18 protein-coding genes and 2 pseudogenes are annotated in these 23,653 nt (G+C 71.8%); 11 read left to right on the top strand and 9 right to left on the bottom strand.

The genetic code is table 11. From position 1 onward, the window contains the following. Window positions 1-242 precede the first annotated feature (242 nt). From NBZ83_RS01635 to NBZ83_RS01620, 4 genes are all read left to right on the top strand, one after another. Entirely contained in the window at window positions 243-1,517 is a 1,275-nt protein-coding gene (locus NBZ83_RS01635) for an FAS1-like dehydratase domain-containing protein (protein WP_261564946.1), read from the top strand. 448 nt (window positions 1,518-1,965) lie between these two features. Beyond that, window positions 1,966-4,908: a branched-chain amino acid ABC transporter permease/ATP-binding protein gene (locus NBZ83_RS01630; protein WP_261564945.1), complete on the top strand. Its 2,943-nt coding sequence runs from the start codon at window positions 1,966-1,968 to the stop codon at window positions 4,906-4,908. Then, a complete protein-coding gene (locus NBZ83_RS01625) occupies window positions 4,905-5,633 on the top strand; it encodes an ABC transporter ATP-binding protein (RefSeq protein WP_261564943.1) in 729 nt (242 codons plus the stop codon). Before NBZ83_RS01630 ends, NBZ83_RS01625 begins: the two co-directional genes overlap by 4 nt. Before the next feature lie 458 nt (window positions 5,634-6,091). Continuing rightward, on the top strand, window positions 6,092-7,375 hold the full coding sequence (locus NBZ83_RS01620) for an ABC transporter substrate-binding protein (RefSeq protein WP_261564942.1): 1,284 nt from the start codon (window positions 6,092-6,094) through the stop codon (window positions 7,373-7,375). 319 nt (window positions 7,376-7,694) lie between these two features. Here NBZ83_RS01620 and NBZ83_RS01615 read toward each other — a convergent pair whose 3' ends face one another. Both NBZ83_RS01615 and NBZ83_RS01610 read right to left on the bottom strand, forming a co-directional pair. Further along, the gene (locus NBZ83_RS01615; protein ID WP_261574190.1) at window positions 7,695-8,153 is read right to left on the bottom strand and encodes a helix-turn-helix transcriptional regulator; all 459 of its coding nucleotides are present in this window, start codon (window positions 8,151-8,153) and stop codon (window positions 7,695-7,697) included. Window positions 8,154-8,824: 671 nt separating this feature from the next. Then, a complete protein-coding gene (locus NBZ83_RS01610; RefSeq protein ID WP_261564940.1) occupies window positions 8,825-9,124 on the bottom strand; it encodes a hypothetical protein in 300 nt (99 codons plus the stop codon). A 2-nt stretch (window positions 9,125-9,126) separates the two neighbouring features. Between NBZ83_RS01610 and NBZ83_RS33200 the strand changes: the two are divergent. From NBZ83_RS33200 to NBZ83_RS01585, 5 genes and pseudogenes are all read left to right on the top strand, one after another. After that, window positions 9,127-9,717, top strand: a pseudogene (locus NBZ83_RS33200) (hypothetical protein); the annotation flags it as partial. Between the two features lie 334 nt (window positions 9,718-10,051). Beyond that, window positions 10,052-10,522, top strand: coding sequence for a GtrA family protein (locus tag NBZ83_RS01600; protein ID WP_261574189.1), 471 nt, complete (start codon window positions 10,052-10,054; stop codon window positions 10,520-10,522). 558 nt (window positions 10,523-11,080) lie between these two features. Further along, window positions 11,081-11,866 carry an enoyl-CoA hydratase/isomerase family protein gene (locus tag NBZ83_RS01595; RefSeq protein ID WP_261564938.1) on the top strand — a complete coding sequence of 262 codons (786 nt, stop codon included), beginning with the start codon at window positions 11,081-11,083 and terminating at the stop codon, window positions 11,864-11,866. A 218-nt stretch (window positions 11,867-12,084) separates the two neighbouring features. Then, a complete protein-coding gene (locus NBZ83_RS01590; RefSeq protein ID WP_261564937.1) occupies window positions 12,085-12,882 on the top strand; it encodes a FadR/GntR family transcriptional regulator in 798 nt (265 codons plus the stop codon). Window positions 12,883-13,084: 202 nt separating this feature from the next. After that, window positions 13,085-14,752 (top strand): SpoIIE family protein phosphatase, encoded by a 1,668-nt coding sequence (locus tag NBZ83_RS01585; protein ID WP_261564936.1) that lies wholly within the window; start codon window positions 13,085-13,087, stop codon window positions 14,750-14,752. A gap of 64 nt (window positions 14,753-14,816) precedes the next feature. Here NBZ83_RS01585 and NBZ83_RS01580 read toward each other — a convergent pair whose 3' ends face one another. From NBZ83_RS01580 to NBZ83_RS01560, 5 genes are all read right to left on the bottom strand, one after another. Continuing rightward, window positions 14,817-15,290 carry a pyridoxamine 5'-phosphate oxidase family protein gene (locus NBZ83_RS01580; protein WP_261564935.1) on the bottom strand — a complete coding sequence of 158 codons (474 nt, stop codon included), beginning with the start codon at window positions 15,288-15,290 and terminating at the stop codon, window positions 14,817-14,819. Between the two features lie 169 nt (window positions 15,291-15,459). Continuing rightward, window positions 15,460-16,791: a M20/M25/M40 family metallo-hydrolase gene (locus NBZ83_RS01575; protein ID WP_261574188.1), complete on the bottom strand. Its 1,332-nt coding sequence runs from the start codon at window positions 16,789-16,791 to the stop codon at window positions 15,460-15,462. Window positions 16,792-16,794: 3 nt separating this feature from the next. Then, complete coding sequence (locus NBZ83_RS01570; protein WP_261574187.1) at window positions 16,795-17,541, bottom strand: GNAT family N-acetyltransferase; 747 nt, start codon at window positions 17,539-17,541, stop codon at window positions 16,795-16,797. Further along, window positions 17,538-18,476 (bottom strand): NADP-dependent oxidoreductase, encoded by a 939-nt coding sequence (locus tag NBZ83_RS01565; RefSeq protein WP_261564932.1) that lies wholly within the window; start codon window positions 18,474-18,476, stop codon window positions 17,538-17,540. The genes NBZ83_RS01570 and NBZ83_RS01565 overlap by 4 nt, the downstream gene beginning before the upstream one ends. A gap of 81 nt (window positions 18,477-18,557) precedes the next feature. Further along, entirely contained in the window at window positions 18,558-19,835 is a 1,278-nt protein-coding gene (locus NBZ83_RS01560; RefSeq protein ID WP_261564931.1) for an LLM class flavin-dependent oxidoreductase, read from the bottom strand. A gap of 817 nt (window positions 19,836-20,652) precedes the next feature. Between NBZ83_RS01560 and NBZ83_RS01555 the strand changes: the two genes are divergently transcribed. Beyond that, a complete protein-coding gene (locus NBZ83_RS01555; protein WP_261564930.1) occupies window positions 20,653-21,555 on the top strand; it encodes a siderophore-interacting protein in 903 nt (300 codons plus the stop codon). Between the two features lie 200 nt (window positions 21,556-21,755). On the opposite strand, the pseudogene NBZ83_RS33580 reads toward NBZ83_RS01555, so the two are convergent. Both NBZ83_RS33580 and NBZ83_RS01550 read right to left on the bottom strand, forming a co-directional pair. After that, window positions 21,756-21,896: pseudogene (locus NBZ83_RS33580) on the bottom strand (threonine dehydratase); the annotation flags it as partial. Between the two features lie 50 nt (window positions 21,897-21,946). Further along, window positions 21,947-22,318 (bottom strand): MerR family transcriptional regulator, encoded by a 372-nt coding sequence (locus NBZ83_RS01550; RefSeq protein WP_261564929.1) that lies wholly within the window; start codon window positions 22,316-22,318, stop codon window positions 21,947-21,949. A 120-nt stretch (window positions 22,319-22,438) separates the two neighbouring features. Here NBZ83_RS01550 and NBZ83_RS01545 point away from each other — a divergent pair, with 120 nt between their 5' ends. Continuing rightward, window positions 22,439-23,512, top strand: a complete 1,074-nt coding sequence (locus NBZ83_RS01545) for an alkene reductase (protein ID WP_261564928.1) — start codon at window positions 22,439-22,441, stop codon at window positions 23,510-23,512. The last annotated feature ends 141 nt before the right edge of the window (window positions 23,513-23,653 follow it).

Raw genomic sequence — 23,653 nt, 5'->3', positions numbered from 1 at the left:
CCCTCACGGTCGGACGTCGGTCATGACTTAAATAGCCAAGTAAGCCTTGATGGCTCTTGCGGCAACGGATCTGCTATGCCGGATGGTCGTGGCCCGACCGTTGCTCGGGGCTCCGAGGGAGCCCCATCGGACGCGGTGCCGCCCCGCCGCCCTCGCGGGACGGGCGGGACGGGCAGTCCTCGGTGCCGGCCGGGCCCCGCGGGAGGCGGGGTTGGCACCTAGTTATCTGTTATAACTAGGTGGTGGATGAGAGTGCTGAGCGCTTCGGTGTCCTGACGGATGCGGCCTTCGAACGGTCGCGCAGGCGGATCGGGGTGCCGCAGCCCCTGCCGAACCCGCCGCACAACTACGAGGTGACCTGGGACGCCTCCCGGCACTTCGCCTACGGCTACGGGGACGACAACCCGCTGTACTGCGATCCGGACTATGGCAAGGGCACCAGGTGGGGGACGCTCATCGCGCCGCCGACCTTCCTGTACACGATGGGTGAGGACGCGGCGCCCAGGCCCGACCCGGAGACGAAGGCGTTGCTCAGGGGCGACCCGTTCGCGGGCCTGGGTTCCTACCAGGCGGTGATGGAGTTCGAGTGGTGGCGGCCGTTCGTCCTCGGCGACCGGGCGCGCTGTCTGCGTACCCAGGTCGGGGTGGTGGCGAAGCCCAGCTCCTTCGGCGGCCGCACCGCGCACGTCACCCACGACTTCGTCTTCGCCAACCAGCACGGCGAGCCCACCTGTCTGCAGCGCGGCACCTGGATCAACGCGGAGCGGCACACGTCGCGGGAACGCAGGAAGGAGCATGATCTGCCGGCGCCGTATTCGGCGGAGCAGTTGGCGGAGATTGATGCTTGGTATGCGGCGGAGTCGCGGCGCGGTGGGGAGCCGCGGTATTTCGAGGACGTGGTGGTGGGGGAGGAGCTGCCGACGAAGGTGAAGGGTCCGTTGACGACGACGGACGTGGTGGTGTGGCACCTGGGGTGGGGGATGCAGCTCACTCCGCCGGGTGCGTTCCGGCTGGCGTACCGGGTGCGGGCGAAGGCGCCGGGGCTGTATCCGCCGAACACGCTGAATATTCCGGACACGGTGCAGCGGTTGCACTGGGAACCGGCGCGGGCGCAGGAACTGGGGTTGCCGACGTCCTATGACTACGGCGGCATGCGGGAGACGTGGTTGTCTCATCTGCTGACGGACTGGATCGGTGACGAAGGCTGGCTGTGGAAGCTTTCGGTGCAGCACCGCCGGTTCAACTTCGTGGGAGACACGACCTGGTTGAAGGGTCGGGTGACGGACAAGCGACAGGTGTCCGAGCGTAACGAGGCCGAGGTCCGTAACGAGGTCGAGGTCGAGGTGTGGGCGGAGAACCAGCGGGGGGTGACGACGTCGCCGGCCAAGGCGGTGGTGCTGCTGCCAAGCCGGGCCGGCGGCCAGGTCGTCCTGCCGACGCCGCCGGCCGATTCCCCCGACGGCATCGTCCGCCACGAGATGGACCGCATCGCGGCCGAGGCGAACGCCGGGTCCTAGCCGAGTCCTTCCCCGGCCTGTTTCCGGCCGGATCGCGGCCAGATCGTGCCGAGGCTTACTCGCGGTTTTTACCTCGAAAACCGTAAGTACACCTCGGCATGATTTTTTCCACACGCTATCACGGAAAAACACGAAGGATATGGCGGCCGGCGGGGTGCGATCGAACCCGCCCTCCGACGTCCCCCGACGCGCCGAACGGCTCGCCCTCGGGGCCGGTGCCCCTGCCTCGCCCCGGCCGCGAGCTGTCCGGGCGGGCGGTGCGGCAGGTCATTGCTTGACGAGATCGAGCACCTAGTTTACAAAGATAGCGGTGTGCTGCACGTCTCACGAATCATCGATCGGATCCGTTGAGACGCGCTGCCAGGGTCGACCCGTCCCGCCCGGACCCACCTGCAATCGATCACTTCGCGGCTGCGCCGGCGGAGGGTGAGGGGAGACATCGCCTGCGATGACCCAACACGTTGTCTTCCTGTTACTCGGGCTGGGGAGCGGAGCCGTCTTCGGGGCGCTCGCGCTCGGCCTGGTGGTCACGTACCGCAGCTCGGGCGTGGTCAACTTCGCCACCGGTGCCATCGCCCTGTACACCGCGTACACGTATGCGTTCCTGCGCAGGGGCGAGCTGCTGCTGCCGATCCCCGGCTTACCGAAGACGGTCTCCGTCGGCTCCGACTGGGGCCTGTGGCCCGCCCTGGGCGTTTCGCTGGTCATCGCCGCGCTGCTCGGAGTCCTGCTCTACGCGCTGGTGTTCCGGTGGCTGCGCGCCGCGCCGCCGGTCGCCAAGGCCGTCGCCTCCATCGGTCTGCTCATCGTCGTCCAGGCGCTGCTCGCCCAGCGGGTCGGCACGACGCCGGTGTCGGTCAAGCGGATCCTGCCCAGCGACAGCTACACGATCGGCGACATCCGCATCCAGGGTGACAAGCTGTGGTTCGCCCTGACGATCGTCGTCCTCGCGCTCGCCCTCGCCGGGGTCTTCCGCTTCACCCGGTTCGGCCTGGCCACCCGGGCCGCCGCGGAGACGGAGAAGGGCGCGCTGGTCACCGGCCTGTCGCCGGACCGCATCGCGCTGGCCAACTGGGCCATCGGCGCCGTGGTCGCCGGCCTGTCCGGCATTCTGATCTCACCGATCGTGCCGCTCATCCCGGTCTCCTACACGCTGTTCATCGTCCCGGCGCTCGCCGCCGCCCTGGTGGCCGGCTTCAACTCCCTGGGCCTCGCCGTCGGCGCCGGCCTGCTCATCGGGATGGTGCAGTCCGAGCTGCAGTTCCTGCAGTCCCAGCACTCCTGGCTGCCGCAGCAGGGCCTGGGGCAGCTCGTCCCGCTCGTCGTCATCCTGGCGTACCTGGTGTTGCGCGGCCGGCCGCTGCCGACCCGGGGCATGCTCATCCGCGCCAACCTCGGCCAGGCGCCCCGGCCACGCCATCGGCTGCTGAACATCGTCATCCCGGCCGCCGTCGCGGTCGTGCTGCTGGTCGTCACCTCGGGCTCGATGCGGGCCGCCGTCGTCACCTCGATGCTGCTCGGCATCGTCACGCTGTCGCTGGTGGTCGTCACCGGGTACGCCGGCCAGGTCTCGCTCGCGCAGCTGACCCTCGCCGGGGTGGGTGGCTTCCTCGTCAGTCGGATGACGACCGACTGGAACATCCCGTTCCCGATCGCACCGCTGCTCGCCGCGCTCGGCGCAATGATCATCGGTGTCGTCGTCGGCCTGCCCGCGCTGCGCATCCGCGGCCTGCCCGTCGCCGTGGTGACGCTCGCCCTGGGCATGGCGGTCGAGTCGATCTGGTTCCGCAATCCGGACGTCAACGGCGGGACGGCCGGGGCGAAGGTGGCCGATCCGAAGCTGTGGGGGCTCAACCTGCGCATCGGCGCGGGCGAGGGCTACCCCCGCATCCAGTTCGGCCTGCTCTGCCTGGTGGTCCTCATCGGCGTCGGGCTGGCCGTCGCGGAGCTGCGCCGAAGCCGCCTCGGCGCGGCCATGCTCGCCGTGCGTGCCAACGAGCGTTCGGCGGCGGCCGCCGGCATCGACGTCGCCCGCGTCAAGATCGCCGCCTTCGCGATCGGGTCGTTCATCGCGGGCCTCGGCGGCGCGCTGATGGGCTACCAGCAGACCCTGGTGGACGCCGAGTCCTTCTCCGTCGTCGGCGGTCTGGCCCTGTTCGCCACCGCCTACCTCGCCGGGATCACCTCCGTCTCCGGCGGTCTGCTCGCCGGTGTCCTCGGCGCGGGCGGGCTGCTGTTCGTCGCGCTGGACAAGGCGGTCGATCTCGGTAGCTGGTACCAGGTCATCACGGGTCTCGCCCTGGTCCTGTCCGTGCTGCTCAACCCGGAGGGTGCCGTCGGCCCCGTCCACGTCTGGTGGTCGGGTCAGCGGGCGAAGCGGCTGCGCCCCGAGCCGCCGGTCCTGCCCACCGTCGAGGCCACCCCGGTGACCACCCTCGCCGTCGAACCAGCCGACGCCGTTGAACCAGCCGACGCCGTCGCGGCGGCGGCGACCCCCGACGCCGAGCGGATCCTGCTCACTCTGCGTTCAGTCGGGGTGCAGTACGGCGGCGTGCGGGCCGTGCAGGACGTCAGCCTCGACTTCGGCCATGGCCAGGTCATCGGTCTGATCGGCCCCAACGGCGCGGGTAAGACCACACTGATCGACGCGATCAGCGGATTCACCCCCGCCACCGGCGAGGTCGAGTTCGAGGGCATCCGGCTCGACGGGCTCAAGCCGCACCACCGGATCCGCAGGGGCCTGGGCCGAACTTTCCAGGGCATCGAGCTGTACGAGGACCTCTCGGTCGCCGAGAACGTCTCCGTCGGTGAGGCCGCGGCGCGCGGCGGCGGCAACCGACTACCCGCCGATCATGCCGACTATCTCGACCGGCTCTACCGCGCGCTGCAGCTGCACGAGGTCCGTGAGCGTCCGGTCCGCGAGCTGTCGCAGGGCCACCGCCAGCTCGTCTCGATCGCCCGAGCGCTCGCCGGCCGGCCGCGGGTGCTCCTGCTCGACGAACCGGCCGGTGGTCTGGACAGCACCGAGAGCCTCTGGCTCGGCGAGCGGCTGCGGGAGGTGGCCCGCACCGGAGTGACGATCGTGCTCGTCGACCACGACATGAACCTCGTGCTCGGCGTCTGCGACCGGATCGTCGTGTTGGCCCTCGGCGCGGTGATCGCCAGCGGCTCGCCCGAGGAGATCAAGAACCATCCGGCGGTCGCCGAGGCCTACCTCGGCAGCACCCCCGTCCCGCCGCAGCCCGCGGCGCCGGCCGACGTGGACGCCGCCGGCGACTCCACGGACGCCGCAACCACGGACGCCGCAACCACGGACGCCGCAACCACCCCTTCCACCATGGCGACTGCGCCCGGACTGTCCGCGTCGTTGGAGAAGGAGAGCATCCGTTGAGCGTCCTGCTGCAGACCCGAGGGCTGAACGCGGGTTACGACCGGGTGCCGGTGGTGCGCGGCTTCGATCTGACGCTGCGCGAGGGTGAGGTCGTCGCCCTGCTCGGGCCGAACGGCGCCGGCAAGACCACGATTCTGCTGACGCTCGCCGGGCTGCTGCCAGCGCTCGGCGGGGAGGTCGCCGTGCACGGCGAGGGCGTGAACCGGGCCAGCCCGCGGGCGCTGTCCAGGCTCGGCATGGTGCTCGTGCCCGACGACCGGTCCCTGTTCACCACGTTGACCTCCCGGGAGAACCTCCAACTCGGGCGGGTCAAGGGCGGCCTGAGCATCGACGAGGTGCTGGACTACTTCCCGGCGCTGCGCAAGCGGCTCGACGTCCGGGCGGGGATGCTCTCCGGCGGTGAGCAGCAGATGCTCGCCATCGGGCGGGCGCTCGTGCAGCGTCCGCGCATCCTGCTGATCGACGAGCTCAGCATGGGTCTCGCCCCCGTCATCGTGCAGGAGCTCCTGCCGGTCGTGCGGGCGGTGGCCACGGACACGTCGGCGGCAGTGGTGCTCGTCGAGCAGCACGTGCACCTGGTCATGGGCATCGCCGACCACGCGATCGTGCTCGCGCACGGCGAGGAGGTGCTGTCGGGATCCGGGGCCGAGCTACGGGCGAAGCCCGAGCTGCTGGAGCGGGCCTACCTCAGCGAGCGGCACGCCCCTCGGGAGACGGCTGCCTGAGTATCCGCGATACGTATCCGTCGAATTATCGGCACCGCTTTTGGGGCCCGGCCTTTCGGTAATGCGTTTCGGTGCTTGATGGCCGCGCCCGCGCCCGCGAGCCGTCCGGGACCGGGTACACCCTGGTTCGCTCGAGTCGGCCCGGTGGATGAATTCGCCCGCGCCGGGCACGCGGACAGGTGTTTTCGCACCGCGCGGCCACCGGTATGTCAACGGGACGTGGTCAGGTCCCTGTCGGGACGCATGGCTGCCGTGCGGTAGCGGTCATCAACTTTGTTCTCTTGACGAATTCGGTGACCCCAATAACATAGTTCACCAAGTGAGCTTTGTCGCTCTTTCGGGCGGCTGCGGTCCTCGCCACCGGCGGGGACGGGCCGGAACCGGGGACCGACCGGGCCGCGCGAGCGGCGGGGACACCCGCCGCCCACCGGGCGGCCCGACAGCGAGATGGAGGAACAGTGGGCACGAGGAGCGGGTACTGGCACGGCGGGCGCCGCGGCGTGCGGGTGGGAGCGGCGTTCTTAGTCCTCGGCCTGGCACTGCTACCGGCGGCCTGCGGCGGCGGGAGCGGCGGCGGCGACGCGGGCGGTTCGCCCGGGCCGACCCCGGCGACCGCGACGCTGCCGCCGGGTACGAAGGCGGCGGGCGCGCCGGTGAAGATCGGTTTCATCACCGCGGAGGGCGGCAGCGCGGTGTCCCTGCCCGAGGTCCGTGAGGGCGCCCAGGCCGCCGTCGGCTACGCCAACGACTACCTCGGCGGGATCGGCGGGCGGCCCATCCAGCTCGTCGTCTGCAAGTCGCAGGAGGACGCGGCCTCGGCCCGCACCTGTGCCAACGAGATGGTCGAGCAGAAGGTCACCGCCGTCGGCACCGGAACCACCGGCTTCGGTGACACCCTCGTGCCGATCATCGCCGGGGCGAAGATCCCGTATGTCACGGGCACCGCGACCGCCGGCTCCGAGTTCGCCACCGACGGCGTGTTCTCCTGGACCGGGGGCTTCCCCGCCACCCTGGGCACGATGGCGACCTACGCGAAGGAGAAGGGCTACAAGCGGGTGGCGCTGTTCGTCACGGACGTGCCGGCCGCGATCACCGGGGCAAACGCCCTGGGCAAGCCGGTGTTCCAGAAGTCCGGGGTGGACCTGGACGTCATCTCCATCCCGCGGGGCTCGGCCGACGCCACCTCCCAGGTGACCTCGGCGATCGGCAAGAAGCCGGACGCGCTCGCGCTCGTCGGCGACGCCACCCACTGCACCTCGGTGTTCAAGGCCTTCCAGGCTGTGGGCGCCACCCAGCCGAAGTTCGTGATCCAGCCGTGCGTGTCGAAGGCCGTCGACGACGCGGCACCGGGCCAGCTCGACGGCTCGGTCCTGTTCACGCCGTCCGACACCGACTCCGACGTCCCGGAGGCGAAGCTGTACCGCACGGTGATGGCCAAGTACACGCCGAAGACGCAGACCGACGGCTACGCGGTCACCGGCTACCAGACGGTCCTCGGCCTCGCGCGGGCGCTCAAGGGCATCAGCGGCGAGGTCACCCCGGCCTCGGTGACCTCGACTCTGAAGGCGGCCAGGAACATCGCGATGCCCGCCGGTCACGGGCTGACGTTCTCCTGCGACGGCAGTGCCATCCCGAGCCTGAAGGCGCTGTGCTCGGCCAGTTCCGTCGAGGCGACCCTCAGGGGCACCAGGGCGACTGACGTCAGGACGGTCGACGCGGCCAGCCTGTTCGCCGCCGGCTAGATAGGCACCGTCGTACCCGACGGTGCCATCCGGGCGCCGACGACAAGGGCTCGGATCGGACGATGCTGTCCGATCCGAGCCCTTTGTCATGTTCCGGAGTGATCGCGATCCGGCATGGAGGGAGTGCCGGAGCGGGCCGACGGACCGTGGCGTGGCCCGAGCGGGGCAGTGCCGAGCGGTGGCCGGGAAGGGCCGTCGGCGATGGTGCCGGAAGGTGTCGGTGGTGATTGTGGCACCGTAGTGCCGGTATCGCGGCTGCGGGTGCTGCGGGTGCTGCGGGTGCCGCCGGGGCGGATCCCGCCGCCGCGCGTGCTGCCGGTCAGTCCAGCAGACCGATCTGCCGGGCGGTGTGCACCGCGGCCGTCCGGTTGCGCACCCCCATCTTGCGCATGATGCTGCGCATGTAGGTCTTGACCGTCTCGGCCCGGATGGTGAGCTGCTCCGCCGCCTCGACGTTGGAACACCCGGTGGCCACCAGAGTGAGCACTTCCATCTCACGCAGGGTGAGGCGGAAGGGCGGTGGCTTCGCCGGGCTCTGCACTACCGGCTCGCTGCGTAGCAGAGAGTAGATGCGCAGGATCTGGCGTCGCAGGTGAGGCGTCGTGAGCTGCGCGCTGAGCTCAAGCAGCTCGATCTGGGCCAGGCGAACCCGTTCCCGCTGGGTCCGCGCGTCGGTCGGTTGGTTGTCGGCGGTGAAAGGACCCGACGCTCGGTCGAAGCCTGCGGCGGTCATCGTCCGGTGCAGGCGCACCTGCACAGCGGGCGAGTCCGAAACCATTGGGCCCATCGTGCTCCTCTCCCTGTCCACTCCGGTTTACCCGACCGCTCCGGATGAGGATCGCCGGCCCATCGCCGACAGTCCGGCAAATTCATCCGAGGGTCGGGCAGGGGATCAGCCGTACAACCACCTTTGTGGGATGCCGTGCATGGTCCGGGCTCGGGTGAAGTGGGTGCGCCGCCACACCAACTCCCTCCGGGCTCGGCATGCCTTCGTCGGACCCCACTGTCGGCTACATCGAAAAGGTTATCTCGCGGTTCGGCCATGTCGTCAATGCCGCCCGCTCCGATGTGCGAGAACAGACTCTCGCGACGCCGGGGAAGTCCGGATGAGGATCCTGATCCCTACCCCGAACGGGGGCTCCCTCGGGTGCGGCCGCTCGCGCCGCCGCTCTACCCTCCCACCAGTTTGTGACGGGCACGGAAGGCGATTCATGGAGGGGCCCGGGACACGCCGGTTGCCGGCGCGGGGGCCGGCGACGAAAGCGGCTCCGCCAGGTTATCCGACGAGCACCCGTCTTTATCAGGTGGGTCGGAGGCCGATGAAGTTGGCGGATGCACGAGAATCCGCCTGAGTCGCCGCCTGGAATGGGCGGCACTGACCGCAGTCCTGATCTTTGGTGCGGCTCTCAATCTCTGGTGTCCGGACCGCAACGGTTACGGCAACATCTACTACGCGGCTGCGGCCCGGTCGATGAGCAGTTCGTGCCATAACCATGTGTTCGGCGCTCTTGACCCGGCCGACATCATCATCACCACCACCGCCGACAGGCCGCCGCCGGCCCGGTAGGTGCAGGCGGCGAGCGTGCGGGTGCTCGGCCTGCCTGCTGGTGCCTGCTGGTGCCGGCCGCCGCCACCGGGATGATCACATTCCTCGGCGCGCGGCGAGCCACGGCCGGCCGCGCTCACCCCGCTGCGCCATCCCAGCCAGGGCAGCGACCCCGCCGTCGGCCCGTCGACCTGATCACCCACCGATGCTCGCCTGCCTGCAGGCTCACCGGGCGGGGGCGAAGTTCCCGGTCGCGGTCGACACCGACCTGCCGGCCTCACCGACCATCGCCCACACCGACCATCGCCCACACCGGCGAGGGCGATGGCAGCGGGATTCCGAAGCCCGCCATCGACATCTCGCCGGCCGACCTCCTCCAGGATTTCCGGGTTCTGACCGATGCCTTTTCGTTGAACCTCCACGAATGCCAGACCCCGGAAGCGTGGATCGGTCGTCGCCGACGGACCTCGCCGCCATCCGGATGGCCGGCGATACCCGCCGTCCCCATCGGCTGTTCCAGAGACGTTCCCGCGTTTCTCGCCCGGCCGCGGAGCGCGGCTTTGTTCGCCTCGGCGCCCAGGGAGAAACAATGCCGTTCAGCACCGATGCGGTTTTTCCGCACGCGACGAGGCCGCCCGCGCTGAATCGCGTCGACGTGGCGATTCCGGTCTACGAGGAGGAGGCGGCGCTGGAATGCGGTGTGCGCCGTCTACACACCTGTCTCACCTACCGATATCCCCATGTGTGGCGTATCGCGATCGTCGACAACGCGAGCACGGATCGGACGCTCGTCGTTGCCGACCGGATGGCGACGGAACTGCCCCGTGTCCAGGTTCGTCATCTCGACGTCAAAGGCCGTGGTCTGCAGCCGGAGATCGCCGGCGGATCCCGGCTGCGGCGCGGCACCCGGGTTTTCCGCGCCCCGAGGCGGGAAATCATTTTCCGCTGCTACAGAAGGCTGCTGCGGGTGTTCTTCCGCAGCTCCTTCCGGGACGCTCGGTGTGGCTTCAGGGCGGTGCGGGCGGGCGTGGCGCGGCTCCTGCTGCCTGCCCGTCGACCGGGTGGACGACCCGGACTCGCACGTCGACGTCGTCGCCACGGCGCTGGCGGACCTGCGTGGGACGTGGCGGGTGGGGCTGCGCATCCTCCCAGGTCGGGGGCGTGTCGAGCTGCCGGCCGAGCTGGCGGCGGCGCGGCTGCCGGCCGGGATGAGGGCCAAGCTCGGCCTGTTCGCGGTGATCGGAACGATCTCCACGCTGTCGCGCATCGCCCTTTGTGCCCTGCTCGGGAGGGTGCTGTTGGTATTCGACGCCAATCTGGTGTCCTTGTGCATCGCGGTGGTGGGAAACGCGTGGGCGAACCGTCGGTTCACGTTCCATCGCTCTGGCGGTCGGCGGTGGGCGCGTCAGTTCACGGAGTCCGCGATGGTCTTCGGGGCGGCACTGATCATCTCCAGTGTGGCGCTGGCCATTCCGCGTCTGCTGTGGCGGGGCTCGGGGGTGCTCTTGGAGATAACCGTCATGCTGGTCAGCGGCCTTCTGGCCACCATCGTCCGGTTTGCGCTCCTGCGTGCGGGAGTGTTCCGTCCGGAGCGTGTCTGACCGTCTGTCGGGCTCCGGGTGGGCCGGTGTCGAGAATGCGACACCCGGTGGTGTCGGGGTCGGTCCCGCGTCCGCCGGGCGGCGCACGGCGATTACGGCGCCGGCAAATCGAGTGGCGTCCACCCGGGGTCCGTGGCGCGGGGTGTCATGGGGTTGTCCGCTCTGTGTGATTCGCGTTCACCTTGATCGGGATATGGCTCGGGAACGCTGGACCCCATGAGGTCAGTCCTGTGCTGATCGCGGGATCCGAGTGCTGGGCGGATCTGGATGTCGGGCGTGAGATCCCGGCGTAGGGCCCGAACTGTCCCGACGAGTCCGATCGGCTCGGATGATGCGTGGATGTCCACTCTGATCCGCGGTGAAGCGCGTCGTGCGGTCCGCCTGGGATGGACTGCGAATATCGCCTCCACCGACCCGTCCGGTCGCCGCGGCGGTGAGAGGTTGAACTTTCCTCGTGCACTGAGTTATATATGTCGTGGGGCGCGCTGTCACAGGGCGTCCCGCGTGCCGCCGGGCCGCCGAGGGTCCGGCGGGTCGCCGACACGAGGAGGCAGCGACATGCCGGCCGAGGTACCCGCGCTGACGAGCGTTCTTGCGACCCTGGGTGATGATCATGTTCTCACCCTCACGCTCAACCGGCCCGACCGGCTCAACTCGTTCAACCAGGAGGTGCTGGACGACTTCCGGGCGATCTGGGACTTCGCCGCCGTCACCGACGACGTGCACGTCGTCGTCCTGCGGGCGCAGGGCGAGCGCGCCTTCAGCACCGGCGTCGACGTGGTCGAGGGCTACGACCTCGCGAAGGAGCCCCTCAAGCAGGTGGACCCGGCCGTCTACCTCTCCCCGAAGTTCAACCAGTGCTGGAAGCCGCTCGTCTGCGCGGTGCAGGGGATGGCCGCGGGTGGGGCGCTGTACTGGCTGAACGAGGCCGACATCATCATCGCCGGCGAGGAGGCGACCTTCTTCGACCCGCATGTCACCTTCGGGATGACCGCGGCGCTGGAGCCGATCGGGCTGGCGCGGCGCATCCCGATCGGCGAGGTGCTGCGCATGGCGCTGCTCGGTAACGACGAACGGATGTCGGCCAGGCGCGCCCACGAGATCGGGTTCGTCAGCGAGGTCGTCCCTGGTGACCGGTTGTGGCCGCGGGCGCAGGACATCGCGCAGCGCATCGCCCGGCACCCGACCGTGGCGGTCCAGCAGACCGTGCGGGCGATCTGGGAGTCGCTGGACTCCACCCGGACGCAGGCCCTGCGCACCGGGCTGCTCTACGTGCAGGTCGCGACCCCGCCGGGCACGTCGCGCACTCAGCCGGCGACGCGCGGCGGATATGAGGTGCGTTGATGGTCACGCCGACGGGCGCGCGTGCCGCCGGGCCCGTTCCGGCAGGTATCGTTTTGCAACCGGCCGCGCATCCCGGGTCACAGGCGTCGCATCTGCTCAAAGGTAACTAAGTTGACTCTGTAGTAGCATGAGGGCGGTACCGCGATGCAGCGGTCCCGACCGGTACCGCTGCTGTAGGTCCGCAGCATCCGACGTTTTCTACACGAGGAGTCGATCCCATGGCCGCCCCGGTCTTCTCTCTGCCGGAGGGCCGGTCCGGGGCTGACGTGCGATCCCCGAAGACGGCCGAGCTGCTCACGCGCCGGCTGCGTCGCATGATCGTCACCGGGGAGCTGCGCGACGGCGACTACCTGCCGCGCGAAGCCGAGCTCATGATCCACTTCGGGGTCTCCCGCCCGACGCTGCGTGAGGCCGTGCGGGTGCTGGAGGCCGAGTCCCTCGTCGAGGTCCGGCGTGGCTCCCGCACCGGCGCCCGCATCCGGGTACCGGGCCCCGAGGTGGTCGCCCGCCCGGCCGGGCTGCTGCTCGCCGTCGCGGGCACCACTCTCGGCGAGGTGCTTGTCGCCCGCCTCGGCATCGAGCCGCTGGCCGCCTGGCTGGTCGCCGATCGAGGCTCCGACGACGCGATCGAGGCGCTTGTCACCGCGCTCGACGACCTGACCGCCCGGCTGGCCCAGGACGTGAGCGGCGACGCTGTCGGGACGGCGTTCGCCCGGTTCCACGAGGTCGTCGTCAAGCAGTCCGGCAACCGCGCCCTCGTGGTCACGGCCGGCATGATCCAGGAGATCCTCGCGCGGCACATGGCGACCGCGACGAGGACGCACTACGAGTCCGAACCGGACGAGGTGCAGTTGCAGTACCGCCGAGCGGTCAGGGCGTACGAGAAGCTGATCAGCCTCGTGCGGGCCGGTGAGGCCGACGAGGCGGAGCGGTTCTGGCGGCGCCATCTGATCTCCGCCAACGAGTCGCTGTTGCGCGGCTTCGACGCCGCCGGCGTCATCGACATCCTCGAGTAGCCCGGGGCAGGGCCGGGTTCAGCCCGGTCCCGTCGATCCGGGCGCCCGCGCGAGCGCCGGCCCCGGTGCCGGCCGGCAATCCCAAAGTGTGCCCAGCGGTGCGCCGGGGGAAGATTGGCGGACAGGCCGAGCATTGGTGTCCCGGGCCGGAGCAGTGCGGTCGTGGGTCGCCGTTGATGCGCGGCGGGAGGGCGGCGCGGAGGTGGGACTGCGAACGGGTCGGGCGGTCCGTGCGCCTGAACTGCCGCTGGCCCTGGCCGCCGCGGGGGTAGGCGTGTGGAGCTGGGAGCTGGCTACCGGTCGGCTCACATGTGACGACCTGGCGGCGGCACTGTGCGGACTCGCCCCGGACGAGGTCGAGGGGACCATGGACGCCGCGTTCGCCATGGTCCACCCGGATGACGTGACGGGCGTGCGCACGGCGATGTTCGACGCGGCCCGCACCGCCGGCGCGGTCCTGGAGGAGTACCGGATCCTGCGACCGGATGGCTCGGTCCGCTGGGTCCAGGTCCGGGGGGCCGTGCTGCGCGACGAGTCGGACGGCGCGGCCCGGATGGTCGGGCTGGTCGGCGACGTCAGCGCCGTGCAGCCCGACCGGCTTGGCGCCGGCCCGGGGTCCACCGCACTGTGGCGCGCCACCCGCCTGCTCGACGTCACCCACGCGCTCGAGCGGGCCCTGACCGTCGACGAGCTCGGCGACGTGGTCGTGCATATCGCCACCGCCGACCTCGGAATCATCTTCGCCGCAGTCCTGCTCTACGGCGACGACGGCGAGCCGTACCGCAGCATCGTGCACCCGGCCACGTCGCCGGTCCTGGCGCTGTGGCCGGGCCTGTCCGGTCGCGGGCCGGCCGCCGCCGCCGACGTCGTGCGCGACCGGCGGCCCCGCTACCACCGCAGCCGGGCCGAGTACCTCGCCGACTACCCGGATCGGGAGGAGCCGGCACGGGTTCTCGGGCTGAGCGCCTGCGCCCACCTGCCGCTGATCGTCTCCGATCGGCTCATCGGCGTCCTCGTACTCGTCTGGGGAGTGGCCCGCGACTTCGACCCGGGCGATCAGGCGTTTCTGCAGACCCTCGCCGGGACGTGCGCCCACGCCTTCGAACGGGCCCGGCTCTACGAGCGCCAGACGACGCTGGTAGCCGTCATGCAACGGGCGATCCTGCCGCAGCGGCTGCCCGATGTCGCCGGCGTGCATCTCAGCGCCCGATACCTGCCGGCGAGCCGGGACGTCGGCATCGGCGGCGACTGGTACGACGCCGTCGTGCTGCCGGACGGCGAGCTCATGGTCGTGGTCGGGGACGTCGGCGGCCACGGGCTCAACGCGATCGCGATCATGGCGGAGCTGTACCAGGCCACCCGGGCCTACGCGCTGCAGGGGCGGACTCCGGCGGAGATCACTACTCAGCTCGCCGCGAACCTCGCCGGCCAGGGCGACGAGGCGCTGGCCACCGCCGTCGTCGCCCTGCTCACGCCGGGCCAGCGGCGGCTTACCTGGTCCTGCGCGGGACATCCCCCGCCACTGCTGATCGTCGAGCGGTCCACGCGTTACCTCGACCAGGTGCACGGTCCCATCCTCGGCGCGTCGCCGGACCATCGGTACGGGCAGAGCGTGCTGTCGCTGCCGGCCGGCTGCCGGCTGCTGCTCTACAGCGACGGGCTGATCGAACGGCGCGAGACGTCGCTGTCGGAGCGCCTCGACGTGTTCGCCGTCGCCGCAGGCGCCGGGCTTGCACCCGCTCCCGGCCCGGTGGGTGGGGCCGACTCCGGCGGCGGACTGGAGGACCTGTGCGACGGGATCCTGGCGGAGATCGCCGCCCCGGCCGGTCGCGACGACGACGTCTGCCTGCTCGCCGTCGGCCTGGACTGACGCCGGCTCGCCCCGCCGGGCACAGTGGTGGGCCGGTCCGGGGTACGACCCCGCCAGGGGCCCTTCAGGAGTGGGCGACGACCCGGCCGGTCATCGACTCGGGCAGGATGCGCACCCAGTGCGGATGGGCGATACGGTCCGCCCACGGGGCGAGTCCGGTCTTCTCCAGCCTGGCCAGCGTCTGCGGGTCGTTGACCGCCGCCGCCCGGCCGTTGATCAGAACGCTCCAGCCCGCGCGGGCCACCGGGTCATGGCCGTCGACCTCGAACCCGACGGCGTCCTCCTCGAGGGCGGCGGCCAGCTTGGAACCGGTGGCCGTACGGAAGGCGATGGCGTCCCCGTCCAGCACGTAGTTCACCGGCAGGACGAGGATCTCCCCGTCCGCGCGGAACGCGACCCGGCCCACCTGCTCGCCGGCGAGCAGCCACAGACACGTCGCCGCGGGCAGGACACCACCCCCGGCATGGTCGAGGGTGACGGTCGTCTTGTCGCTGGCGCTGGTGGTGAACTCCCGCGTACCCACACTCGTCGATGTCATCGCGTTTCCCCTCGTCGCTGGGTGGGCGTCCGGATCGACGGCGCGCCCGGACCGTGGCGGCGACGCCCGGTTCGACGGTAGGCCGGCGTGCCCCGCGGGAGGCAGGGCCGATCGTCGTCCGCCTGCCGGGTCCTCCGGCACGGGCCGGCCCGTCCGTATGGTGCCGGCGTCAGCAGGTCCGCAGCAGCCGGTCCAGCACCCGGGTGCCGAACTCCAGGGCCGCGACCGGGACCCGTTCGTCGACCCCGTGGAACAGGGCGCTGAAGTCCAGCTCCGGCGGCAGGCGCAGCGGGGTGAACCCGAAGTGGCGGATCCCCAGCCGCTGGAAGGACTTCGCGTCCGTACCGGCGGCCAGCAGATACGGCAGGACGCGAGCGCCCGGGTCCTCGGCCTCGACCGCCGCGCGGATCGCGGCCACCAGGGCGCCGTCGAAGGTCGTCCGGACCGGCGGCAGGGTGTCCCATTCGGCCCGCACCCGCCGGCCGAGCACCTCGACCAGTTCACGGCCGAAAGCCTCCTCCCGCCCGGGCAGGAACCGCCCGTCGACGGTGGCGCGGGCCGTGGCGGGCACGACGTTCGACCGGTAGCCGGCGTCGAACAGGGTCACGTTCGCCGTGTCCCGCAGCGCCGCCCCGACCAGGCGCGCCAGCGGGCCGAGGCGGTCGACGGCGGCCTGCGGATCGGCCTCGTCGAACGGGACGCCGGTAAGGTCCGCGATCCCGGTGAGCAACGCCCGGACCGGATCGGTGAGCACCAGGGGGAAGCGGTGGGCGTCGAGGCGGGCGACGGCCGCCGCCAGCGTGGCGATCGGGTTGTCGTCATGCAGCATCGAGCCGTGCCCGCCGCGGCCCCGGGCGGTCAGCCGCAGCCACATGCTGCCCTTCTCCGCCGTCTGGACGAGGTAGGCACGCAGGTCCTCGCCAGTGGTGGTGGAGCCGAGGGTGACGGAGAAGCCGCCGACCTCACCGATCGCCTCCGTGGCGCCCTCGAACAGGTCAGGGCGGTTGTCCACCAGCCAGCGGGCCCCGTACCAGCCGCCGGCCTCCTCGTCGGCGACATACGCGAAGATCAGATCCCGCGGTGGGACGACTCCCTCCCGGCGCAGGCGACGGGCCACCGCCAGCGTGATCGCGACCGCGCCTTTCATGTCGACGGCGCCGCGACCCCACACGTAGCCGTCGCGTACCTCGCCGGAGAACGGGTGGACCGTCCAGTCGGCCGCTTCCGCCGGGACGACGTCGAGGTGGCCGTGTAGGAGCAGGGCGCCCCGCGACGGGTCGGCGCCGGCCAGCCGGGCGACGACGTTGCCGCGCCCGGGTGCCCCGGACTCCAGGTAGGTGACGTCGTAGCCGACGTCGGCCAGCCGGCCGGCCACATACTCGGCCGCGGGCCGCTCGGTGCCGTCGGCGTGCGGGTCGCCGTGGTTACTGGTGTCGAACGCGATGAGGTCGCTGGCCATCGCCACCGCCTCGCGCGCCGCGACCTGCTGGCCGGTCTCCACCGCTCAGAGCGCCGGTTCGCCCGCGCTCAACTCCGCGGCGAGCGGCCCGGCGGGCTGGCCCGGCACGGCACGCGGAATCCGCACGGCGCGGAAGGTCACCGTGCGCCGCAGCCGGAAGCCGAGGGTCTCGTAGAGGTGGATCGCGTTCGTGTTCGTCGCGGCGGCGTGCAGGAACGGCGTCTCGCCACGGGCACGGATGCCGGCGGCGACCGCCCGCACGAGTCGGGACGCGAGCCCCGACCCCTGATGATCCGGATCGGTGCAGACGGCGCTGATCTCGGTCCAGCCCGGCGGGTGCAGCCGCTCCCCGGCCATGGCGACCAGCGCCCCGCCGCGGCGGATGCCGAGGTAGGTGCCGAGGGCGATGGTGCGGGGCAGGAACGGGCCGGGACGCGTGCGGGCCACCAGATCGAGCATCGCCGGGACGTCCGCCGGGCCGAGGCGCACCGCGTCGTCGTCACCGACCGCGTCGATCCCGGCGTCGATCATCTGGACCCCCGGGCCGAAACCGACCTCCTCCCAACCGGGCGGCACGGCCGCGTCGACGCCGGTAAACGGCACCAGGGCGCCCGGACCGAGCAGCGTCGCCGCGTCGAGCCAGGCGTTCTGGTCCGGCTCGTCGGGCAGGGCGACGAACGGGCACACGTCCGCCGGGTAGCACAGCACGTCCCCGCGCCGCTGCGCGAGGTGAGCGTGCGGACCGAGCAGGGCGGAGCGGGCGGGGTTGTCCAGCACGTGCGGCGTCGTCACACCGCGACCTCTATCACAACCTTGCCGCGGGCATGGCCGGTCTCCACCGCCCGCAGGGCCGCGTCGGCCCGATCCAGCGGGTAGACGTCGCTGACGTGGGGGTCCAGCACCCCGGCCGCGGCGAGGCCGGTGACGGCGTCGAGCACGGCCAAGCTGCGGGCTCGCTGCACGGCCACCCCGCCGAGGCGGGTGACCGTCGCACTGTCCGCGGCCGTGATCAGGCGCGGGGCGGCGGCATCCCCGGTCGCCGGGACGAGCACCCCGGCGATCTCCTCAAGTGCCGCGCCGCCGACGAGATCGTAGATCGCATCGACACCCTGCGGCGCGACCGCCCGAACTCGCTCGACGACGCCGGCGCCCGGCTCGACCCAGGTGACTCCCAGCGACTCGACGAAGTCCTTCTTCCCGGCGTTGGCCGTGCCGACGACGGTGAGCCCCGCGCGGCGGGCAAGCTGCGCGGCGGCCACGCCCACCCCGCCGCCGACTCCAGTGATCAACAGGGTGGCGCCCGGCGGCAGCGCGAGCTGGTGCACCCCGTCATAGGCGGTCGCCGCCGCGACCGGCAGGCAGGCGGCGGCCCGAAAGCTCAACGCGGCCGGCTTGTGCGCCGCCAGCGCGACCGAGAGCAGGGTGTACTCGGCGTAGGCGCCGCCGACCGTGCCCCCGAGGACCTCGTCGCCCACCGCGAACCCCGTCACCCCCGGGCCCACTGCGGTGACCACGCCCGCCGCCTCCACCCCCAGCACGACCGGGAAGACCGGGGCGGGCTGACCGGGCCGCGTCGACCCGCCGCGCAGTTTCCAGTCCACGGGGTTGACGCCCACGGCGCGCACTGCGATCGCGAGCTGATCCGGGCCGGGCTCGGGCGCCGGCAGGTCGGCGAACGTCTCCACCTCGGGGCCGCCGTTCGCGATATAGACGTATGCCTTCGGCACCGCAGTCCTTCCCGTCATCCTGTGTGCCCGTGCGGGGTCAGCTCTGAGCCAGCCCCGGGTCAGCCCTGCATCGAGCCCGGGTCAGCCCTGGCGGCGGGCCCACTCCGCGGCCAGCAGTTCATAGGAACGCACCCGGTCGGCGTGCCGGTGGGTGATCGTGGTGACGGCGAGTTCGTCGGCGCCGGTCGCCGCCGCGAGCTGTTCGAGCCGGTCGGCGACGGTCGACGGGGAGCCGACGAGCTGGGTGGCGACGCGGTCGGCGACCAGCTCCCGATCGGCGTCGCTCCACGTGTGCGCGGCGGCCTCCTCAGGGGTCGGGAACGGGATCGCTCCCGTGCCGCTGCGGATGCTGCGAACCCACAGCCCGTAGCCGGCGGCCAGCCGGGCCGCGCTCGCGTCGTCCTCGCCGACGACGACGTCGGCGGAGACCGAGACGTAGGGTGCGGCGAGGCCCGTCGACGGTGCGAACGCCGCCCGGTAGCCGTCGACCGCGTCGAGGACCGTGCTGGGGCTGTGATGGTAGGAGGCGGCGAAGCGCAGCCCCCGCGAGCCCGCGACGGACGCGCTCGACCCCCCGGACGCCCCGAGGATCCACACCTGAAGCGCCGCGCCCGCCCCGGGCCAGGCGCGGGCCGTCTGGCCGTCCGCGGTGTGGTAGGTGTCGCGCAGCAGGGCGAGGACGTCGTCGACCTGGTCGGCGTACTCCGGGGTGTAGGCGCCCGGCTGCTGCAGCAGCGACAGGGTCACCCCCAGCCGGGGCGAGCCGAGTAGCGCGCTGAAGTCGAAACGGCGAGGAATCAACAGGCCGTTGTCAGCCCGCTGATCGGTGCTGTGATCGGCACCGCCGAGACTCGCCTGGTAGGCGGCCGCCGCGGCCGAGACGAGCGCCGGGCCCGAGGCGGGCGCTGCCCCGGCTGTGGATCCGCCGGCTGTGGATCCGCCGTTCGGGGTCCTGCCGTTCGCGGTCCCGCCGGTGGAGGATGCGCCGTTGCGGACTTCGCCGTTCGTCGGTGCCGGCCGGCCCGGTGAGCGGCCGATGCCGAGGTCCAGGCGGCCGGGGTGCAGCGCGTCGATCAGGCCGAACTCCTCGACGACGGACAGCGGGGTGCGATGCCCGCTCTGCACGCCGGCCGAGCCGAGCCGGATCGTCGACGTCGCCCCGGCCACCAACGCGATCGCCACCGCGGGGGACACGCCGAGCAGACCGGGGTTGAGATGGTGCTCGGCGAACCAGTACCGCCGGTAACCGAACTCCTCCGCCCGCCGGGCCAGGTCGACGGTGTTGCGCAGCGCGTCGTTCGGGGTGTCACCGGCGCTGACCGGCACGAGATCGAGGACGGCCAGCGGGAGGTCTGTCATGTCCGGCCTTTCGGTCGAGGCGGGTGGGGTTAGGTGCGTCCACCGGGGGCGTCGGCTCCCGAACCGGCCTGCGGCCGGGTGGCTCCTGTCGTGGACCTTCGCCCGAGCCGCGACGCCGCCGGAGGCGGTCGTCCCGGCCTGGGCGCCGAGCATGGTGGCGCGGCCCGCCGGCCTGGGGGCGGTGCTGCGCGAACCTGGCCGTCCTGGCGGGTCGGGGTGCGGCGGTCCGGGATGGCACGATGGCCGCGGCACGAGCGGGAACGCGCAACGCGGCCTGCGGCGGCCCGCGGTGAACCGGTCAGGGACCGGGACAGAGGCTGCTGGATGAACGGCGCAGATCGATCACAAGCCGCCGGGTGAACCGCCGCCTGGCGAACCGGCTGCGCGGCGGGCGGCACCGAGCGTTCGCAGAGGGCCGACCGTGTCGGCTGGGCGCCGGCGACATCGCACCCCTCCTCGACTCGGGCCCGACCCCGAGGCGGGCCTGCGCCTCCCGTGCGCCGGCCGCCTGAGGCACCACGACCCCACTGCGCCGACGGGTGGCCGGTCCGGCCGAGGCCGGACAACGCGGTCCGGCCAACCGTCTCGCCGACCCAGTTTCGGCAGGCTGACCGGGCCAAACTTAGCCGGGCAAGTCGACTATGTCCACAGGATCGCTGGGCTTGGCCGCGCGGTCGACCTGACCCGTCTCGGCTTGTTTCGAATGTCGGGCGCGACGGCGACGATGACAGTTAGGCTTACCTAAATCGCCTGGCCCGGACGGGCCGCCGCCGCGACGGGCCACCGCCGTCCGTCACGAGAACGTGCCGGGAGGACGATGGTGTCGCTGCACAGTGCGATCCGGGCCGTCGCGACTGATCGGGCCGATCGCCTGATCAGGTGCCAGCTTGAGGTCGTGTCGATCGCCGAGATCTCCCCGTCCTTCCGGCGGGTCACGCTGCGCGGCGCGGGGCTGGCCATCTACACCGACCCGCTGCCGGCCGACGCCTTCCGTCTGTTCCCCCCGGTCCCGGCCTCGCGGGCCGATGCCGGGGCCGCCGCGGCGACTGGGGTGACCGCGGCGACTGGGGCGACCAGGGCCGGAGTGCCGCCGTCGCGGGCGTTCACCGTGCGAACCTTCGCGCCCGGATCCGACCGACTCGCGTTCGACGCCTTCGTGCACGGTGCGGGCCTGGTCGACCGCTGGATGCGCGGACTCGGGCCCGGTGACGGCGTCGGCATCGCCGGGATGCGGGCCGAGTTCGTCGCCGAGCCCGTCGGGGCGTCGTCGGCCGGGGGGCCGCTGCTGCTGGTGGCCGATGGCAGCGGGCTGCCGGCGGTGGCGGCGATCCTCGCGGCGCTGCCGGCGGGCCGCCCGGCGTTCGCCGTGCTCGGCGGGGTGGCCGAGGCGGACCGGGTCCTGGTGCCGGCCCGGCCCGAGCATCAGGTCCACTGGGTGCGCGGGCTCGCCCTGCCCGAGGCTGTGCGGACGTTCCCGCGGCTCGGTGTGGCGGCCGTCGCGTGGGTCGCCGCCGAGGCGTCGCAGGTCCGGATCATCCGCCGTCACCTGCTGGAGCTGCACGGGGTGCCGCGGGCGCAGGTGCGGGTCAGCGCCTACTGGAAGGCCGGGTCCACGATGGAAGATCTGGACGCGCTGAGCACCCGCCGTTACGCCGAGGCGGCGGCCCAGGGCCGCGACGTGCGCGACCCGGAGATCCTGGAGGAGATCGTCCTCGCCTGACCATGAAACGTAGCGGGCATACCGCCACCGGTTCTCCCGGATGTCGAAAGGCCCGTTGCAGGCCACGCTTCGGCATCTCCAAACGGCGTCTGTGAACTTCTGGGCGAAGCGGGCCGGCCTCGCCGAACCTGCACGAGATCGCCCAGCAGGTGGCGCCGGAGGCGCGGGTCGTCTACGTCGACGTTGCTGCCGCACATGATGGTGACCACGCGGCGGCCGGCGAAGCGGTCACGGTCTTCGAGGATCGCCGCGATGCCGAGCGCGGCCGACGGTTCGACGACGAGGCCAGCGTGGTCAAGGAGCATCCGCATACCGGCGATGATCGACGCCTCCTGGACCAGGACAGCGTCGGCGGCGACCAGGAAAGCCCGAGGCTAGGATCGGGACGCCGTCATGCGACGGCCTGGCGGGCGTCGCGGTGGGCCTGGGCCGCGATCATCAGGACGTCGAGCGCGTCGCGGGTGCGCAGCAGGTCCTCGATGTGGGTGGAGAGCCGGTCGCGTTCCTTGAGCATGCGCTCCATCGCTGCGTCGGAGTTCTCGTCGCTGGGTGAGTCGAGGCACGGCAGCAGTTCGGTGATGGTGCGGCTGGACAGCCCGGCCGTATACAGGCGCTGGATGAAGGCGACCCGTTCGACATCGTCCTGCGTGTAGTGCCGCTGCCCGCCGGCACTGCGGGTGCTGGTGAGCAGTCCCTGCTCCTCGTAGTAGCGCAGCGAACGGACACTGACTCCGGCCCGCGCCGCGAGTTCGCCGATCCGCATCTCACCCTCCCGACTGTGATCCCGGCCCCGCGACTTGCCTCTCACATTGATGTCAGGTTTTAGCGTACCTGTCGGGCTCGCCGTTCCGGCGCCTTTGACCAGGTATGAAGGAGTTCCGGCATGACCACGCTGTTCGACCGCTACCGCCTCGGCGGTCTGGAGCTGCCCAACCGTGTCGTGATGGCCCCGATGTCCCGGGTCCGGGCCGCGGCCGGGAGCCTCGCGACCCCGTCCATGGCGGTCTACTACGCCCAGCGGGCCACCGCCGGGTTGATTGTCAGCGAGGGGGTGCAGCCCAGCCTGGTCGGGCAGTCCAACCCGGGCACCCCGGGCCTGTACACCGACGAGCAGGTGGCCGCCTGGCGGCCCGTCACCGACGCCGTGCACGCCAACGGCGGGCGCATCTTCGCTCAGATCATGCACGGCGGCCGGGTCTCGCACCCCGACACCACCGGTCTCCGGCCGGTCGGACCGTCCGCCGTCGCCGCCGTGGGCGACGTGTTCACCCCGACCGGGCCGCAACCCGCGCCGGTCCCCCGCGTCCTGGACACCTCCGAGGTGCCCGAGCAGGCCCGCTCGTACGCCGAGGCCGCCCGGCGCGCCGTCGACGCCGGGTTCGACGGCGTCGAACTGCACGGCGCGAACGGCTACCTGATCTCGCAGTTCCTGTCGTCCAACGCCAACCTGCGCACCGACTCCTACGGCGGCCCGATCGCCCACCGCATCCGCTTCGCCGTCGAGGCGGTCGCCGCCACGGTGGACGCCGTGGGCGCGGCCCGCACCGCGATCAGGCTCTCCCCCGGCGGCACCTTCTGGGGCGTCGAGGAGACCGAGGTGGCGCAGCTGTACGCGGCTCTGCTCGCCGAACTCGCCCGCTTCGACCTCGCCTACGTGCACCTGGAGGCGACTGCCGAGCAGGAGGTGCTGGTCGGGCTGCGCCGCGCGTGGCCGGGCAGCCTGATCATGAACCCGGTGCTCCCGATGGGCCCGAAGCAGGCCGACCGGAGCGCCGCCGACCACTGGCTCGGCCTGGGCGCGGATCTGATCAGCTTTGGCCGCGCCTTCATCGCCAACCCCGACCTGGTGGAACGGCTCCGCACCGGCCTGCCGGTCGCGCCCGCCGACACGGCCACGTACTACCAGGGCGGCGACGCGGGCTATCTCACCTACCCGGCGTACCAGTACACCGCCTGACCGGAGCAAGCGGACAGACGGACAGACGGACAGACGGGCGGAGGGGCGGAGGGGCGGAACAGTGTGCTCCCGGCCGGACTTCACCCCTCCGCGCAGGCCGGCCGGGTCTCGCGCCTCGATGGAGCCCGGCCGGCCGCACGC

It is taken from the genome of Frankia gtarii (genome assembly GCF_025403375.1).
In the GTDB taxonomy this organism is placed as follows: domain Bacteria; phylum Actinomycetota; class Actinomycetes; order Frankiales; family Frankiaceae; genus Frankia; species Frankia gtarii.
This window is presented reverse-complemented; position numbering and strand designations above follow the sequence as displayed.

What these genes read in the sequence shown, in the direction of transcription:
- NBZ83_RS01545 (WP_261564928.1), top strand. Translation starts at nt 22,439, where the DNA reads ATGACCACGCTGTTCGACCGCTACCGCCTCGGCGGTCTGGAGCTGCCC.
- NBZ83_RS01615 (WP_261574190.1), bottom strand. Translation starts at nt 8,153, where the DNA reads ATGGTTTCGGACTCGCCCGCTGTGCAGGTGCGCCTGCACCGGACGATG.
- NBZ83_RS01595 (WP_261564938.1), top strand. Translation starts at nt 11,081, where the DNA reads ATGCCGGCCGAGGTACCCGCGCTGACGAGCGTTCTTGCGACCCTGGGT.
- NBZ83_RS01555 (WP_261564930.1), top strand. Translation starts at nt 20,653, where the DNA reads ATGGTGTCGCTGCACAGTGCGATCCGGGCCGTCGCGACTGATCGGGCC.
- NBZ83_RS01590 (WP_261564937.1), top strand. Translation starts at nt 12,085, where the DNA reads ATGGCCGCCCCGGTCTTCTCTCTGCCGGAGGGCCGGTCCGGGGCTGAC.
- NBZ83_RS01630 (WP_261564945.1), top strand. Translation starts at nt 1,966, where the DNA reads ATGACCCAACACGTTGTCTTCCTGTTACTCGGGCTGGGGAGCGGAGCC.
- NBZ83_RS01550 (WP_261564929.1), bottom strand. Translation starts at nt 22,318, where the DNA reads ATGCGGATCGGCGAACTCGCGGCGCGGGCCGGAGTCAGTGTCCGTTCG.
- NBZ83_RS01580 (WP_261564935.1), bottom strand. Translation starts at nt 15,290, where the DNA reads ATGACATCGACGAGTGTGGGTACGCGGGAGTTCACCACCAGCGCCAGC.
- NBZ83_RS01560 (WP_261564931.1), bottom strand. Translation starts at nt 19,835, where the DNA reads ATGACAGACCTCCCGCTGGCCGTCCTCGATCTCGTGCCGGTCAGCGCC.